10 protein-coding genes are annotated in these 18,272 nt (G+C 40.3%); all 10 read left to right on the top strand.

Going from position 1 to position 18,272, the window contains the following annotated elements; translation table 11 throughout:
* The first annotated feature begins 22 nt into the window (after positions 1-22).
* Positions 23-4,225, top strand: coding sequence for a hypothetical protein (locus tag Q5W13_RS24330; protein ID WP_304444874.1), 4,203 nt, complete (start codon positions 23-25; stop codon positions 4,223-4,225).
* On the top strand, positions 4,209-7,820 hold the full coding sequence (locus tag Q5W13_RS24325; protein WP_304444873.1) for a hypothetical protein: 3,612 nt from the start codon (positions 4,209-4,211) through the stop codon (positions 7,818-7,820). The genes Q5W13_RS24330 and Q5W13_RS24325 overlap by 17 nt, the downstream gene beginning before the upstream one ends.
* A 55-nt stretch (positions 7,821-7,875) precedes the next feature.
* Complete coding sequence (locus tag Q5W13_RS24320) at positions 7,876-9,390, top strand: hypothetical protein (protein ID WP_304444872.1); 1,515 nt, start codon at positions 7,876-7,878, stop codon at positions 9,388-9,390.
* Positions 9,391-9,395: 5 nt separating this feature from the next.
* On the top strand, positions 9,396-9,557 hold the full coding sequence (locus Q5W13_RS24315; RefSeq protein ID WP_304444871.1) for a hypothetical protein: 162 nt from the start codon (positions 9,396-9,398) through the stop codon (positions 9,555-9,557).
* 189 nt (positions 9,558-9,746) lie between these two features.
* Entirely contained in the window at positions 9,747-10,397 is a 651-nt protein-coding gene (locus Q5W13_RS24310) for a T9SS type B sorting domain-containing protein (RefSeq protein ID WP_304444870.1), read from the top strand.
* Between the two features lie 25 nt (positions 10,398-10,422).
* The gene (locus Q5W13_RS24305) at positions 10,423-11,355 is read left to right on the top strand and encodes a PorP/SprF family type IX secretion system membrane protein (RefSeq protein ID WP_304444869.1); all 933 of its coding nucleotides are present in this window, start codon (positions 10,423-10,425) and stop codon (positions 11,353-11,355) included.
* 18 nt (positions 11,356-11,373) lie between these two features.
* On the top strand, positions 11,374-11,703 hold the full coding sequence (locus Q5W13_RS24300; RefSeq protein ID WP_304444868.1) for a hypothetical protein: 330 nt from the start codon (positions 11,374-11,376) through the stop codon (positions 11,701-11,703).
* A gap of 3 nt (positions 11,704-11,706) precedes the next feature.
* A complete protein-coding gene (locus tag Q5W13_RS24295) occupies positions 11,707-12,021 on the top strand; it encodes a hypothetical protein (protein WP_304444867.1) in 315 nt (104 codons plus the stop codon).
* A gap of 211 nt (positions 12,022-12,232) precedes the next feature.
* The gene (locus Q5W13_RS24290; protein ID WP_304444866.1) at positions 12,233-13,306 is read left to right on the top strand and encodes an OmpA family protein; all 1,074 of its coding nucleotides are present in this window, start codon (positions 12,233-12,235) and stop codon (positions 13,304-13,306) included.
* 784 nt (positions 13,307-14,090) lie between these two features.
* Positions 14,091-18,272 carry a DUF11 domain-containing protein gene (locus Q5W13_RS24285; RefSeq protein WP_304444865.1) on the top strand — a complete coding sequence of 1,394 codons (4,182 nt, stop codon included), beginning with the start codon at positions 14,091-14,093 and terminating at the stop codon, positions 18,270-18,272.

Raw genomic sequence — 18,272 nt, 5'->3', positions numbered from 1 at the left:
ACCACGATTATATGTAGAATTTATGGGAACTTGTGAGTCACCTGCGTCAGCGCAATATGACTTTACCGTTAATTATGACGATTTTGCATATGCAACGCCTGTACCTTCAAGTTATAGCTATAAGAATACCTTTAGTTATACACAACCTACATTTATTGTACAATCACCACTACCTACCATTAATGGTGATGCCTATACGGTAGATTTTGATACGAATATAAGTAACACCAGTCCAGAAGCAGTAGATTTTAACTGGTTGCAAGTTACTGCTCCAGTTGGTATAAACATCACAAGCGCATCTAGTGTATCTGGTGGCTTAGAAACTCCAGTTAATTTTTATCAATCTGGAGATAAAACGTGGATTGAAGCAGGTTCTGTTGCTTCAGGTGCCACAAAATCTATACGATTCAAAGCAGATTTTGATGAGTGTGAAAATTTAACAGTTCTTGTAGAGCATGGTTGGGATTGTTCAGGTTACCCTGGTTATCCAGATGTAAGTATAGATACTTCTGACTTTCAAGGAGTGGGAGCTACCTGTTATCAGAATTCTACTTCTATAACATTAGAGCCAAAAGGTTCACAAGTACAGGTAGGCATTACGAATCAACCTAGTACGGCACAAGATTTATGTACTCCGTTTGATATAGGAGTTGATGTTATTAGTGCACAATTGGGAGATTTAATAAACCCTTCATTACAGTTTGCCATTCCTGGTGGAGCTGGTGGTATTACTATAGTAAGTACAGATGTTACTTATCCTAAAGGGTCTGCTGATACTCAGCCAGTAACTGTAACCATAGAAAATGGTATAGCTAAAGTAAATTTATTGGAACATACGGCTATTCTTGCTTTAAAGGGTATTGCTGGTAATCCTGCTGTGAACTCTATAGATGAAAGAACCGCACATGTTGATCTTGAAATTCAATTGGAGTGCGATTTTATATCCAATTCTGAATTCACCTTTAAGGTATACGGAGAAGAACCGTGTGGTAATATTGCCGCTGGTAATGGTTCTAGAATAGTTTCTAATTCTATAGAAGCGCAAGGTGCAGTATCGCCTTACAATGCTTTAAGCACAATTAACTTACCTGGTTTTGGTGCGCCAATTCAAGGGTGTGGTGTTACAGATAATATTAATGTAGTTACTACAATTACAGGAGGAACTACTGGCGGTGCGGATTTTGGAAAAGTAACCTTAATACTAGGCATTGAATATGTAGCTTCCTCTTTTGCAAGTGCAGACGGAGCCACTTTTAATAGTATAGCAACAGTGGGCGACCACGAAGAGCTTATATTAAACTATCCAGCTGGTGTTACTGCTGGATCAACTATAACTTTCGACTTTGATTTTATCACTACCAATGAAGGTATTTGTGGTGATGAGGCAGAAGTGCAGATAGTAAACTATGTAGAGGTTTCTGGGGTAACTTGTTCCGCGGCTAGCTGTTCAGATTTTCAAGTAGCTACGGGTTCTTCTTATGAGGTAATGCCATTGGAAAAACCAATTTTAGTTGGAACGCCAAATGATAGTTTCTTTTCGGTAGATACTAGTAATAATTATGAATATCATTTATCTCTAGATATTGAAAATACAGCTCTTGTAGATGCAGATGCCGGTTATGCATATAGTGTGTACTGTGCAGATGTAAATGGAGATATTGATGGTGCTGCTATCTCAACAGGTACTATAGCTGATGCTATTCCTAATTCGTCTACAATTACAGATGAAATTATATTCACTACTGTTGGTGCTGCTTGTTCAGGTACGAACTTTATAGTAGAGTTTTTGCCTTCTAGTACAAACTGTCAGTGCGAGGCTATCTTAATTCCCGTTTCTGTAGCTTCAGGGGCTCCATTAGATTTAGATGATGATAATGACGGTATACCAGATGTTATTGAAGTTTATAATGGCGATGCAGATGGTGACGGAACTTTAGATTATGAAGATCCAGATTTCTGTGCAGCAACCTTTGATGGTGTTAACGGATGGGATTGTGCAACAATGGGCTTACCTGATCCAGATGATGATTTAGATGGCGATGGTACTCCAAATTATTATGATGCTGATTTCCCAACTTGTGGCGGATTAAATGCGAACGGTATCTGTATTAATTTTGATACAGATGGCGATGGTGTTCCAAATCAATTAGACCTAGATTCTGACAATGACGGTATTACCGATATTGTTGAGAGTGGTTCTGGTAATATAGATGCAGACGGTGATGGTGTTCTTGATAATATTACAGATATAGATAATGACGGACTTGCAGATGTAGTGGATAATGATACTACAGACGGACCGGAAGGTAGTGCACCTTGTACACCACAAAATGGTTGTGTACAAATTAATTCAACTTCAAATGTTTTTGATACAGATGGAGATGGTACTACCGATGATAGTGGAGATTTTGATGGCGACGGAATAATCAACGCTTACGATTTAGACAGTGATAATGACGGAATTTTAGATACGGTAGAAGCACAAACTACAAGCGGGTTCAATACACCTGGAGCTGTTGACCCTCTAACAGGTATTCCTGTAGTAGGAACAGATACAGATGGTATAGACCCTATTGATACAGATGGTGACGGTAATCCAGATTACTTAGATTTAGATGCCGATAACGATGGTATTACAGACACTTTAGAAGCCGGTGGCGAAGACGTAGATGGCGATGGTACTGTAGATGGTTTTGTTGACGCAGATGGTAACGGTGTTGCTGACAGTGTTGATACTACGCCTTTACCAGATGAAGATTCTGATAATGACGGAATTCTAGATAGATTAGATTTAGATTCTGATAACGACGGAATTACAGATACTACCGAAGCTGGTGGTATGGATGGTGACGGTGATGGTATTATTGACACTTTCATGACCGATACCGATAATGACGGACTTGCAGATAGCGTTGACCCAGTTGGTCCTGCTACTCCTGGTACGCCAATTCCAAATCCAGATACGGATAATGATGGCTTGGATGATAGAATAGATTTAGATTCTGAAAACGATGGTATTCCAGATGTAATTGAAGCTGGTGGTGAAGATCCAGATAACGATGGTAGAATTGGTACTGGTTTAATTACAGATACGGATGGTGACGGACTTTCAGATATAGTAGATCCAAATGATAATACAACAGGTACGCTTGACGATGGTCCAGGTACACCTTTACCAATAGATAATTTTGATGGAGATAGTGTTCCAAATCACTTAGATATAGATTCAGATAATGATGGTATTACAGATACTACAGAAGCTGGTGGTCTTGATGTTAATGGAGATGGTATAGTAGATGGTTTTGATGATACTGCTACAACAGATGGTTGGGATGATGCTACAGCTGCTTCTCCGCTTCCAATTCCTAACTCAGATACCATAGGTGGTCCAGATTACTTAGATATAGATGCAGATGATGATGGTATTCCGGATAACGTAGAAGCACAAACAACTGCTGGGTATATTCCGCCTGCAGATGCTGAAGCTGCTAACGGATTAGATACAAGTTATCCTGTTGGATTAACTCCAGAAGATACAGATGGTGATTTAATTCCTGATTATTTAGATGCAGATTCTGATGCCGATGGTGTTAGTGATGTTGAAGAAGCTGGTCAAGGAACAATCACAGATCCATTAGCCGATGCCGATGCAGATGGCTTGAACGATGCTTATGATGATACAACTGCTGGTTATGATGTAAACAATGACCTAGATACAGGTGCAATTGCTACAGATAATGTAGATGATTTAGATACAGCAGAGGTTGACTTTAGATCCATATTAGATTCTGATAATGATGGTATTATGGATACTGTTGATATTGATGATGATAATGACGGAATTTTAGATACCGATGAAACAGGAGATACAGATGGTGATGGTATTCCAGATAGTATTGATTTAGATTCAGATAATGACGGTATTCCAGATTCTATAGAGGCTGGTGGTACAGATACAGATGGTGATGGTCATATAGACTACCCAATTGCTGGTGACCCAACTTCTATGGTCGATACTAATAATGATGGTCTTGCAGATGAAATTGCAACGACTCCTTTACCAGATGAAGATTCAGATGGTGATGGTATCGAAGACAGAATAGATTTAGATTCAGATAATGATGGTATTCCAGATGTAACAGAAGCTGGTGGTCCAGATGCAGATAACGATGGTGTTATAGACACTTTCGCTACAGATACAGACCGTGATGGTTTGGCTGGCTGATAGTGTAGATCCTGCAGATGCTACAACTCCTGGTACGCCTTTAGATAATCCTGATACTGATGGTGACGGATTTGATGATAGAATAGATACTGATTCTGATAATGATGGTATTCCAGATGTAACTGAAGCTGGTGGTTCAGACCCAGATAACGATGGTGTTATTGGTACAGGTCCAATTGCCGATGCAGATGGTGACGGACTTTCAGATATTGCAGATACAGATGATAATACAACTCCAACGGCTACAGATGGTTCTGGTACAGCTTTACCAATAGATAATTTTGACGGTGATGCAAATCCAAACCATTTAGATATAGATGCAGATAATGATGGTATTCTAGATGTAGTTGAAAATGGTACTGGTGCTTTAGATACCAATAAGGATGGAGCTATTGACAGTGATGATGATGTCTTTGTAGATGCAAATGATAACGGTCAAGCTGATGCTACAGAAGGTACAGCCCCATTAAATACAGATACCACAGGTGGTGCAAACTACATAGATATTGATGCAGATGATGATGGTATTCCAGATAATGTAGAAGCACAACCAACGGCAGCTTATGTAGCTCCAGATGATGCTTTTGACGCTGATGGTTTAGACACTCAATATGTAGGTGGTATAACACCAGAAGATACGGACGGCGATTTAATTCCTGATTACTTGGATCCAGATTCTGATGATGATGGTACGCCAGATGTAGTGGAAGCAGGTCAAGGTGCAATCACTGATCCTTTAGCTGATGCAGATGCCGATGGTTTAAATGATGCTTTTGATGATACTGTAGGTAATGATGTAAACAATGATTTGGATACTGGTGCAATCGCAACAGATAACGAAGATGATGTTGATGCTACTGAGGTTGATTTTAGATCTATATTAGATCGTGATCAAGATGGTATTATGGATATTGTTGATCTAGATGATGACAATGATGGTATTTCTGATTTAGATGAGTCCAACGGAGTTAATCCAAGTGCCGATGATGATGGCGATGGTATCGTAAACTATTTAGATGATGATCCAGCTGACCCATTAGTTGGTGACGTGAACGGAATTGTAGAGCCAGCTTTTGATTTTGATGGCGACGGTGTTCCTAACCATTTTGATATAGATGCGGATAATGACGGAATCTTTGATGTATACGAAGCCGGAAACGATGCTTTGGATATTAATAACGATGGTGTTATTGATAGTATTGATGCTGGTTTTCTAGATGCCAATAACGATGGGCAAGCAGATAGTTCAGAAGGTACAATACCTTTAACTACAGATACTACCGGTAATGCAGATTTCTTAGATATAGATGCAGATGATGACGGTATTCCAGATAATGTAGAAGCACAACCTACAGCAGCTTATGTTGTTCCTGCGGATGCTTTCAATAGAGATGGAGTAGACACAAATTACCCTAACGGTTTACGACCAGAAGATACAGATGGTGATTTAACTCCAGATTATATAGATTTTGATTCTGACGGTGACGGTACTACAGATGTAGTGGAAGCTGGTCAAGGCGCAATTACAAATCCTTTGGCAGATGCTGACGGAGATGGGTTGAATGATGCCTTTGATGATACTCCTGGTAATGATGTGAACAATGATTTGGACACAGGTGCAATCACTACGGATAACGAAGATGATGTTGATACTGCTGAGGTTGATTTTAGATCTATACTAGATCGTGACCAAGATGGTATTATGGATATCGTTGACCTTGATGATGATAATGATGGTATTCCAGATTTGGAAGAATGTAGTGGTATGGGAAGTGTATCATTAATTCCTGATGGAGACTTTGGCGTAGCAGATATTGCTAACGACACCTATTTTAATGGTGCTGGTGACGGTGCTGGTAACCCAGATAATTATAACACGTATACCAAACCAATGCCAGCTAGTATTACTACCACATATGGTAATGATGCGCCTAGGCCATCAGATGGTAACTATGCATTGGTAACAAACTCAGTGGGTCTTTCATATGTAGCCGGAGAGCCTATTCCTAACTTCTGGTTAGATATAGAAGACTATACAACTGATGCTCCTGGAGAGATAGGGTACTTTGCTCTTTTCAACGCAGATGGTACAGCAGGTCGTTTCTACGAACAAACCATAACAGGTTTAACAGTAGGGGAAACCTATGAGTTTAAAACGGCAATTATCAACTTGTTCAATCCTGGATATGCAGATAACGGTACGGAACAATTCTTAGGCAACACGCCTATTGCACCAAATGTTTCAATGATAGTGCTGAATAGTGGAGGAACTGTGGTAGATCAGTTTGATTCGGGAGATATTCCTAACGATGGTGAATGGAAAGAAGTTTCTTTAGTCTTCGTGGCTACGGATACAAATATGACTTTCGCTATTGATAATAACACAGGAGGAGGTATCGGTAACGATTTTGGAATTGATGGTATTACATTAACTCAATCATGTGATTTTGATGGTGACGGTATACCAAATCCATTCGATCTAGATTCTGATAATGATGGTATTCTTGATATTGTTGAAGCTGGTGGAACCGATACGGATAATGACGGTCGTGTTGATGGCTTTACAGATGCTAATGATGATGGTCTTGATGATGATACAGCAGCAAATCCATTACCGTTACCAAATACGGACACTGCAGGTAATCCAAACTTCTTGGATATTGATGCAGATGATGATGGTATTCCAGATAATGTAGAAGCACAACCTACAACAGGTTATATAGTTCCTGCGGATGCTTTCAACAGAGATGGTGTAGATACCAACTATCCAACAGGCTTAGTTCCTGAAGATACAGATGGTGATTTAACGCCAGATTATTTAGACTTGGATTCTGAGGATGATGGTATATCGGATATGTTAGAAGCTGGTCAAGGTACGTTAACAGATCCTTTAGCAGATGCTGATGGAGACGGACTTAACGATGCTTTTGATGATACGCCTGGTAATGATGTTAATAATGATTTAGATGCAGGTGCTACTGATACTGATAATGTAGATGATACAGATATGACTGAAGTAGATTTCAGATCTGTATTAGATCATGACCAAGATGGTATTCCAGATACGGTTGATCTTGATGACGATAACGATGGTATCTCAGATTTAGATGAGTCCAACGGAATCGACCCAAGTGCAGATGATGATAACGATGGTGTTCCAAACCATTCTGATGATGATCCAAACGATCCATTAGTAGGTGATGTTAACGGAACAACAGAACCAGCGTTCGATTTTGACGGTGATGGTATTCCAAACCACTTTGATATAGATGCTGATAATGATGGTATCGTAGATGTAGTGGAAGCAGGTAACGGTGCACTTGATACGAATAATGATGGTGTAATCGACAATAACGATACTGGTTTTTCGGATACTGATGATAATGGTCAAGCAGATAGTTCAGAAGGAACAACGCCACCAAATACAGATGGTTCAGGTGAAGCTAACTTCTTGGATATTGATGCAGATGATGATGGTATTCCAGATAATGTAGAAGCACAACCAACAGCAGCTTATATAGTTCCTGCAGATGTGTTTGACTTAACAGGATTAGATACCAATTATCCAAGGATTAGAGCCAGAAGATACAGATAACGATGGTATTCCAGATTATATAGATGATGATTCTGATGCAGATGGTATATCTGATATGTTAGAAGCTGGTCAAGGTACTTTAACAGATGCTTTAGCCGATGCGGATAATGACGGATTGAACGATGCTTTTGATGATACACCAGGTATAGATGTAAACAATGACTTAAATACAGGTGCCATTGCTACTGATAACGAAGATGATGCTGATTTAACTCAGGTAGATTTTAGAGATATCCTAGATTTCGATAAAGATGGTATTCCAGATACGGTAGATCTTGATGATGATAACGATGGTATCTCAGATTTAGATGAGGCTAACGGAATTGACCCAAGTGGAGATGATGATAATGATGGTGTTCCAAACCATTCTGATGATGATCCTAACGATCCTGCAATCGGAGATGTAAACGGAACAACGGAACCGGCGTTCGATTTTGACGGTGACGGAATTCCTAATCACTTTGATATTGATGCCGACAATGATGGTATCGTAGATGTAGTGGAAGCAGGTAACGGAGATCTTGATACAAACAATGACGGTGTTATTGATAGTAATGATGACGGATTTGCAGATACAACCGGAAACGGTCAAGCAGATAGTTCAGAAGGAACAGTACCACCAAATACAGATGGTTCAGGTGAAGCTAACTTCTTGGATATAGATGCAGATGATGATGGTATTCCAGATAATGTAGAAGCACAGCCAACGGATGCTTACATAGTACCAGCAGATGCTTTTGATGCAACCGGATTGGATACTAATTATCCATATGGTATAGAGCCAGCAGATACAGATATGGATGGTATTCCTGATTATATTGATTCTGACTCAGATGCGGATGGAGTAGAAGATGCTTTAGAAGCAGGTCAAGGTACAATGACTGATCCATTGGCAGATGCTGACGGAGATGGTCTTAACGATGCCTATGATGATACTCCTGGTAACGATGTAAACAATGATTTGGATACAGGTGCCATTGCAACGGATAACGAAGATGATGCTGATTTAACTCAGGTAGATTTTAGAGATATCCTAGATTTTGATAAAGATGGTATTCCAGATACAATAGATCTTGATGACGATAATGATGGTATAGCGGATTTAGTGGAGACCAACGGAATCGACCCAAGTGCAGATGATGATAATGATGGTGTTCCTAACCATTCTGATGATGATCCTAACGATCCATTAGTAGGTGATGTAAACGGAACAACAGAACCAGCGTTTGATTTTGACGGTGACGGAATTCCTAATCACTTTGATATTGATGCAGATAATGATGGTATTACAGATGTAGTGGAAGCCGGTAACGGTGCACTTGATACAAATGGTGATGGTGTTATTGACGCTGATGATACTGGTTTTGCAGATGCAAATACTGATGGTCAAGCAGATAGTTCAGAAGGAACAGTACCACCAAATACAGATGGAACTGGTGGAGCTAACTACTTAGATATTGATGCTGATGATGATGGTATTCCAGATAACGTAGAAGCGCAGCCTACCTTAGCGTATGTTGTTCCTGCAGATGCTTTTGATGAAGTAGGCTTGGATACAAACTACCCATAAGTGGATTGATTCCAGAAGATACGGACGGTGACGGAACTCCAGATTACTTAGACCTTGATTCTGAAGATGACGGTGTTCTAGATATTGATGAAGCTGGTCAAGGTACCTTTACAGGTGTTGATTCTGATAATGACGGATTAGATGACGGCTTTGACGATACACCATAAGGTCTAGATGTAAACAATGATTTAGATACAGGTGCCGATGGTACGGATAATGATGACGATGATACTACACCAGAAGTAAACTTTAGAGAAATAGGTGATAGTGATGGAGATGGTGTACTTGATACGCAAGAAGAAGCAGACGGGACAGATAAGAATGACCCATGTGATTACGTAATAGAGAATGTTACTTTGGCTTTCTCAGGTGATTACTTAGTTGCTGATTGTGATGGTGATGGTGTAATTAATGGTCAAGAGATTGATGATGATACCAACCCAGAAGATCCTTGTGATTACATTGAGCGTAGCATAACTTTAGAACAAGGTGGTGATTATTTAATCTCTGATTGTGATGAAGATGGTTTAACCACTTCTCAAGAAGAGGCTATAGGTACTGATCTAGATGTTGCAGATACGGATGGCGATACTATTCTAGACGGACAGGAAATAGAAGACGGAACAGATCCTCTTAATCCTTGTGATTCATTGAACGGTGTACCAACGTTAGAAGCAGGTTGTGATCCAGAGTTGGTAGATACAGGTATTTCTGTTATCAACGAAGTCATTACTCCAGATGGAGACGGTACAAACGATGAGTTCTTAATAGATAATATTGAGTCTTACCCTAATAACACGGTTCAGATTTATAACCGTTGGGGTATCATAGTTTATGAAATGAACCGTTACGATAATGTTACGAACACCTTTAGAGGAGTTTCTAACGGAAGAGTTACTATTCAAACAGATTCGAAACTACCGGTTGGTGTATACTTCTATGTGATCAAATATGAGAACAAAGGAGATAACCTAAACAAGGCAGGCTACTTATACATCAACAGATAAATTTCCCTCAAAAAACCAAATAACCATGAAAAAAGTAATCATAACAGTCGTATCGATGTTTGCGGGGCTCGTCTCTGTCTTCGGCCAGCAAGACGCGCAATATACGCAGTACATGTACAACACGATCTCTGTGAACCCAGCTTATGCGGGTTCTCGCGGGGTGTTCAGTATCGCTGCGCTGCACCGTTCTCAGTGGGTGGGCCTTGACGGGGCGCCCACGACGCAGACGCTCAATTTCCATACGCCGGTTTCCAAGCGTGTAGGCCTGGGGCTGTCGGTGGTCAACGATGAGATCGGTAACGGCACGAACCAGGACACGTACGTGGACGCGGCCTTTTCCTATACGGTAAAGACGTCAGACGAAGGCAAGCTGTCCTTCGGTCTAAAGGCCGGTGGCCATCTTTTGAACGTTGATTTCTCTAAGCTGAGGAACTACGGTGCGGAGAGCAATTTGCCTAACATAGACAACAAGTTCTCGCCCAATATCGGAGCGGGGGTCTATTACCACACGGACCATTTCTATGTCGGATTATCGGTACCTAACTTCTTGCAGACGGAACATTTTGACGGTTCCAATACGAACAGCAGTTCCTTTTTGGCGGAAGAGCGCATGAACTTCTATTTCATCACGGGATACGTATTCGAAGTAAACGATAGGTGGAAGTTCAAACCTGCGGGCCTTGTAAAGGCGGTAAGGGGTGCACCGTTGCAGATAGACGTAAGCGCCAATTTCCTGTATAACGATAAGTTCTCCTTAGGTCTGGCCTACCGTTGGGACGCCGCTCTGAGCGCACTTTTCGGGTTCCAGATCACGGACCAGTTCATGGTAGGCGTCGCGTACGATAGGGAGATCACCGATCTAGGTGCCACGAGGTTCAACGACGGTTCTTTCGAGATCTTTCTAAGATATGAGTTCCTTAACCGTTACAAACGCGTGATCACCCCAAGATTCTTCTAACCAACAAGCGGACAAGACATGAAAAAAACAAGATATATATTCTGCGGTCTGGCATTGATGGCCATGGCCTCACAGGCACAGGAGAAAAAGATACGAAAAGCGGATACGAAGTTCACGAACTATTCCTATGCCTCGGCGATTCAGTCCTATGAGGACCTTAGAGGACGGGTATACGGAAGAGGAGATATTCAAGAATCTGGGCAACGCGAACTATTTGAACGCGAACTACCAAGAGGCGTCCAATTGGTACGGGCAACTGTTCCAGTTGGGGATAACGGATATCGACCCGGAATACATGTACCGGTACGCCCAGACCTTAAAATCGCTGGAGAAGTACGATGCATCTGACGTTTGGATGAACAAGTTCAAGACGGCAAGGTCCAACGACCAGCGCGCGCAACCTTCGGGAACAACGAGGACTACCTGGAACAGATCGAGGAACGCTCGGGGAGGTACGAACTTAAGAACCTGGGGCTGAACTCCAAGGTATCGGATTTTGCGCCCTCTTTCTACGGTAAGGACCTTATCTTTTCCACGGCAAGGGACAGCGGACTGGTATCCAAGAACATCCACAGATGGAACAACGGCGCCTTTTTGAACCTGTACAAGGCTACGGGCGACGACCAGGCAATTTCACGGCACTGGACAAGCTGGACCGGAAACTGAACAAGAAGACCCATGAATCCTCCACGGCCTTTACCAAGGACGGGCAGACGATGTACTTTACGAGGAACAACTCCAACAACGGAAAGTTCTCCAGGACGAGGAAGGGATAAGCAGACTAAAAATATACAGGGCCGACCTGATAGATGAAGAATGGGGCAATATCGTGGAGCTACCCTTTAACGGGGACAGCTATTCGGTGGCACACCCGACCTTGAACAACGATGAGACAAAACTATATTTCGCTTCGGATATGCCGGGAACGGCAGGGGAGTCGGATATCTTTTCTGTAGAGATCAACAAGGACGGCACCTTCGGTGCACCACGGAATTTGGGCCCACAGATCAATACGGAGGCGAGGGAGACCTTTCCGTTCGTAACGGAATCGGACATATTATATTTCTCGTCTGACGGACATCCCGGACTGGGAGGTCTCGATGTATTCGGAACGGACCTGAAGAACGACAGCGGTAAAGTTTTAAATGTAGGAAGACCGTTGAACGGGGAAGAGGACGATTTTTCATATATCGTGAACGAAGAAACAAAAAAAGGATATTTCGCCAGTAACCGAAAAGGAGGGCAAGGGAACGACGATATCTATAGTTTTGTGGAAAAGGAACCATTGGACTTTACCTGCCATACCAATATTACCGGGGTGGTGAAGGATAAGAAGACGGGAGCCTTGCTTGCCAACGCGACCATCAAGGTGTACGATACGAAGAAGAACCTGATAGCGAGTTCGCAGACGGACGCCAACGGTGCGTTCGCCATGGAAGGGAACTGTGAGGACGGCAACTACAAAGTGGTGGCCACGAAAACGGACTACGACGAGGGCGACAAGATATTCGCCACGGTGAACGCGAAGGACGCCACGGGCATAGAAGTGGTATTGGCACAGACGGACAAGTCCGCACCTATCGGGACTGACCTTATGAAGTATTTGAACATCGAACCGATCTACTTTGATTTTGACAAGCACTTCATCCGTGAGGATGCCAGGATCAGCCTGAACAAGGTATTGGCGTATCTTAACGAATATCCCAATGTGAAGATACAGGTAGGTTCCCATACGGATTCGAGGGCCAACGACAACTATAACCTACGTTTGTCCGCGAACAGGGCGAAGTCCACTGCGGCGTACTTGGTGGAACAGGGAATCGATGAAGGCCGCATCTCTTTTGAAGGCTTTGGCGAAACGCAGCTGACGAACGATTGTAGCAACGGTGTAGCATGTACCAAGGAGCAACATCAGATGAACAGACGTTCGGAATTCATCGTGGTGAAATAGAGCGGCATAAATAAAGAAACAAACCATTAATTATATAGTAAAAAGGGAAGGAGCAATGCTCCTTCCCTTTTTTTTTGTGCCATAAAATCACCTTTCAATTCTAAATAAAAACTTACAAATCTAATGATGAAAAAATAACTGTATTTCCTAAATGGACACTTTCAAAATTCAAAAATAAAGATGGAGATGAGAAATCTGTGAACTCTTAATATTATTGGTCTTATCGATGAAATACATGGTTTTTTATTTTTTTCATATACAAATTATGGGCTTTCTCATACAACCAGCTCGCTCTTCACAACAATAAGTGGCATATTTTTTTTTCTGATACTATATTTAAGAACATTAGCTATGTTTATGTAGTATTTTACGTACATTTAATAGGGTAGCTGTTTTCGTACTAACCAACGCACTATGGATTATTCTATACTCAACTCCAAAAAAATAACAAGCTTTAGTGGTGTCAATAATCTTTTTGAAGAGGAATTTGTAAGAGATAAAACCATTTTTAAGTTTTTGAGATTTTTCAATTTTAGTACACTTTGCTTTATCGATATATTGCTATTGCCATTAAAAGATACTTTGTACCCATTCATCTATAGATACCAAGTATTACGACTTAAAAAATCATTTGTTTGACTGCAAATTGTTTCTTTTTGCTTTTAAAGCTTCCAATTTTTTAATCATCAGAAGAACAATGACAAAACTCTTCTCAAATCAAAATACATCAAGAAGATTACCCACTAATTTTTTTGAATTCAGATTACGATACCAAAATTACACTATGAAAATAAAGGCCTCAACAATTAAAAATAAGTTTCTATCTCTGGTATTTCTTGTTTTCGCCATGAGTAGTTCTTATGCTCAACTTAGTGACTTGCATTACATGCCACCGCTAGCTGAGACAAATGCTAATTATATTGTAGATCAATACGTATATCTTTCTACCCCAGAAACCATACCTTTTGATGTTAATATTTACGTAGGAACCTCGGCAACTCCGCTAGCAACGGTTTCTGTGTCCAACACTATTCCTTACACGTATATTTTACCCTCTAGAGAGAATGGTATAACGTTATTACCTAACGCAGAGGTTGGTTTTGTTAGTAGTACAGCTGGTTTACGTTTAGAAGCTCCGGGAGGGCAAAAATTTTATGCCAATTATAGGGGGAATAGCAATTCTCAAGGGGTTTCCTTAACCTCTAAAGGTCGCGCAGCACTAGGTACACATTTTAAATGGGGTGGTATTCCTTTTCTACATGATAGACATATTTTTAATGCGGCCTTAGGGATTATGGCTACAGAAGATAATACAACAGTTACTATTTCAGACTATGATCCTGATTGTGTTTTTCGACTAGGAAATGATAATACAGGCTTAACCGATGACACGATTACTATTACTTTAAATAAAGGAGAATCTTATGTATTGGAAGTTGAAGGAAATAATGGTGACGCCAATAGGTACGGATGGTTAGGTGCAGATATTATATCAGATAAGGATATAGCAATTAGTGTTGGTCATATTTTACTTGGTGTTCTTCCTAACGTTAATATTCAAGATGGAGGAACAGATCAACCAGTGCCTATTGATATTATTGGTCGTGAATATGTTTTTATTAGAGGTGGTGGTACAGATGCTTTAGAATTTCCTATAATAATAGGAACAGCTAGTGGTACAGATATTTTTGTTAATGGGGCAACAACTCCCATTGCAACTATAAATGACGGGGAATATTTTTTAGTTCCTGGGTCAAATTATTCTGGCGGTACAGCGGGTAACAATATGACCGTTACTACATCAAAAAATGTGTATGCTTACCAATGTTTAGCAGGTAGTAATTCTGGAGCAACAATTGGAATGAATTTTATTGCACCTGTTAATTGTCTACTTCCAGATAATGTAAACAACATTAGTACTATTGAAGATTTAGCAGGAAAAACAATAGCTGGTGGGTTAACCATTCTAGCATCAAATAGTACTCCTGATGCTAATATTGTAGTAACTTCTAATGGTGTTCCTGTAACCTTGCCTGCTGCTATACCAGCCACGGGCTTACCTTGGAAAAGTTTTTATATACCAAATTTAACTGGTAATATTTATGTACAATCTTCAGGAGCAATTGCTGTTGGAGTTGTTGGTTTTAGTGGTGCATTGGGCACAGGGGGCTATTTTTCTGGTTTTGATACCGTACCCGTAGTAGATTACTCTATTTCAGGTTCAGGATGTTTAGGAAGTACTATTACGCTTACAGAAATTTTTGATACCTACCAATGGTTTAATGATGGAGTTGCCATACCTGGAGCTACCAGCGGAAGTTATACTCCTACTGAAATTGGTGAACATTACGTAAATGTATCAAAAAGTGGATGCGATTATAATTCTAATGTAATTCAGGTATTTTATTGTAATCCAGATATTTTTATTAGTAAAACTTCAGACAAGACAACAATAACAGAAGGAGAAACGGTAACTTTTACAATTACCGTAGAAAGCTTAGGACTAGATGATACAACTGGTTTAGTTATTACTGATGAATTACCAACAGGTCTAACTTTAATAAGTGCAACTCCAAGCAAAGGTGTTTGGTCTGCTCCAAATTGGAATGTAGGTGATATGGTAAAGGGTGAAAAGCAATCAATAGTTATTGTCGCTTCTGCCGATGATATAGATGCTCCATTCGCAACTAGAAGTATTACAAATACAATTTCTAACACTCAAGATCAAACAGATTCTAATTCATCTGTAGATGATTCAACGGCAGTAATTACTGTAGAAAATTTAGATGATGATAATGATGGCGTTCCAGATACTTTAGATCTTTGTGAAGGATTTGACGATAGTGCTGATAACGACAATGATGGCGTGCCAGATGGTTGCGATTTAGATGATGATAATGATGGTATTTTAGATTCAGATGAATGTGTAGCACCACCGGCATCGGTTATTGGTGTTCAGGATACTTCAGTTAGTTGGGTAGATTTTCAATGGAATAGAATAATAGGAACAACCTATTGGTCTGGTAGAACTGGTAGTGATAATGAATGGGGGGTAATAGGTACATTCGATTTAGGTGATTTAAACGCAAATTTAGCAGGCATCACCGTAACAATTACTTCAGTTTCTGATGAACCAGATGATGCCCGACTCTACATGGGTGCATCATCCGGTAGTTTATTGGGTGGTCATGCAGGGTTTATTTTAGAATTCTCAGAGCCAGTTGATATAAGAAGAGAGGCAGAAGCAGGTGTTGCATTCAGTACAGGTGAGATTGAAACGTATTTGTCTAATAGCCAAATGCATTATGTTAATGGTGATACACCAGCTAGTGTTACGGTTACTACAGATGACGGTTCTGGTTATGCAAGTATTGAGGCAAATGGTAGTGGTGGAACCAGTGCAATCGTTGCTGAGAGTTATGGTACAACTTATTTTTATATGGATTGGGATGATAATATCCTTCCAAGTACACAACAGTTTAGAATGGAGATTGGTGAATTTCCAAGAATAGCTACTACAGATACCGATGGTGATGGTATTGTAGATTGTAAAGATTTAGATAGCGATAATGATGGTTGCCCAGATGCTTTAGAGGGCGATGCAAGTTATGATTATGATGATATAGATGGTGACCTTAGATTAACTGTAGCTGTAGGTGCCAATGGTATACCTAGTGGTTCTGCTCAGGGCAGAGGTACTTCATTAGACAAATTAGCAAAATCAACTGCATGTTCAGAATGCCTTCCAAATCATCCTTTGTTTACAGATTTTGATGGTGATTCCATTGGTGATTCCTGTGATGAAGACGATGATAATGATGGTATTTTAGATGTTGATGAATCTAATAGTGGATGTGGGGCAACTTCTTCAACTAATATTCATTTTACAGATGCATCCTATAACGCCTTAGCGCCAGATAGTAATGATGGCGATTTAGTTACTTATTTAAAGGATTTTGATAGTGGTGTTTCAGCAGTTGTAACAACTACAATAGGTTCAGGGATCTTCGCTGCTGGCAATCCAAATTACACAGATGGTACCGTTAGGGTAGATATGCAAACGCGTAATTCTAGTTCTGGGGTTACAGGTACTTCTACAGAAATTGTATTTTCTGAACTTATATTATCTACAGAATTTAATGTAAGAAGTTTAGCTAGAAATGCAGCAGGATCTTATAATGAAAGTCAAAATATTAGATTTTTTAATAATGGAGTTCAAGTAGAATTTCCGGCAGATATTTATGCACTTAGTGGAACCATAGGGTCGGGAGCTTCTTATGATCCTGTTACCGGAGATGCCATAGCCGCAATAATTGGTGGAGGTGGTCAAGAAGCCAACTTTAGATTTAATATAGATAAAGCAATAGACAAAATTGTAATAACTCAAATGGATACGGCTAATGCCGATAATATTGGGTGGACAGTTAATATTTTATGTGCTTATAATTTAGATACGGATAATGATGGAATTTATAATCATCTAGATTTAGATAGTGATAATGATGGTTGCCCAGATGCTTTAGAGGGTGCCGCAACTTATGATTATACTGATATAGATGGTAGTTTTCAACTTACGGCTACGGCAGATGCAGCAGGTATTCCTGGTGGGTCTTCTCAAGGAGCCGGTACATCTATAGACAATTTACAACAGTCAGATGCATGTTCTGAATGTTCACCAAATCATCCCTTATATAATGATGCAGATGGTGATAATGTTGGTGATTTTTGTGATGACGATAATGATAATGATGGTATAGCGAATGCCTTAGAATGTACGCCGGCAAAAGGCTCAATTTTATCGGGAGATGATACGCTATTGCTAACAGGAGAATATAATAATGGTAACGGAGTAAGTCAACAGTTTACTATTACATCTACTGAATATAATATTTTAGATAAAACCGGTTCTCTGCCGCCGATAATGGTCTACAAGTACGATGGAATCAAGGAACAGATCCTACCGTAG

The organism is Zobellia laminariae (genome assembly GCF_030553095.1).
Lineage (GTDB): Bacteria > Bacteroidota > Bacteroidia > Flavobacteriales > Flavobacteriaceae > Zobellia > Zobellia laminariae.
The sequence above is the reverse complement of the archived record's forward strand: the minus strand, read 5'-3'. Positions and strand labels throughout refer to the sequence as shown.

Excerpts from the sequence above, each read along its gene's own strand:
- Q5W13_RS24300 (WP_304444868.1), top strand. The coding sequence starts at position 11,374 with ATGAAAAAAACAAGATATATATTCTGCGGTCTGGCATTGATGGCCATG.
- Q5W13_RS24330 (WP_304444874.1), top strand. The coding sequence starts at position 23 with ATGGGAACTTGTGAGTCACCTGCGTCAGCGCAATATGACTTTACCGTT.
- Q5W13_RS24285 (WP_304444865.1), top strand. The coding sequence starts at position 14,091 with ATGAAAATAAAGGCCTCAACAATTAAAAATAAGTTTCTATCTCTGGTA.
- Q5W13_RS24320 (WP_304444872.1), top strand. The coding sequence starts at position 7,876 with ATGTTAGAAGCTGGTCAAGGTACTTTAACAGATGCTTTAGCCGATGCG.
- Q5W13_RS24325 (WP_304444873.1), top strand. The coding sequence starts at position 4,209 with ATGGTTTGGCTGGCTGATAGTGTAGATCCTGCAGATGCTACAACTCCT.
- Q5W13_RS24305 (WP_304444869.1), top strand. The coding sequence starts at position 10,423 with ATGAAAAAAGTAATCATAACAGTCGTATCGATGTTTGCGGGGCTCGTC.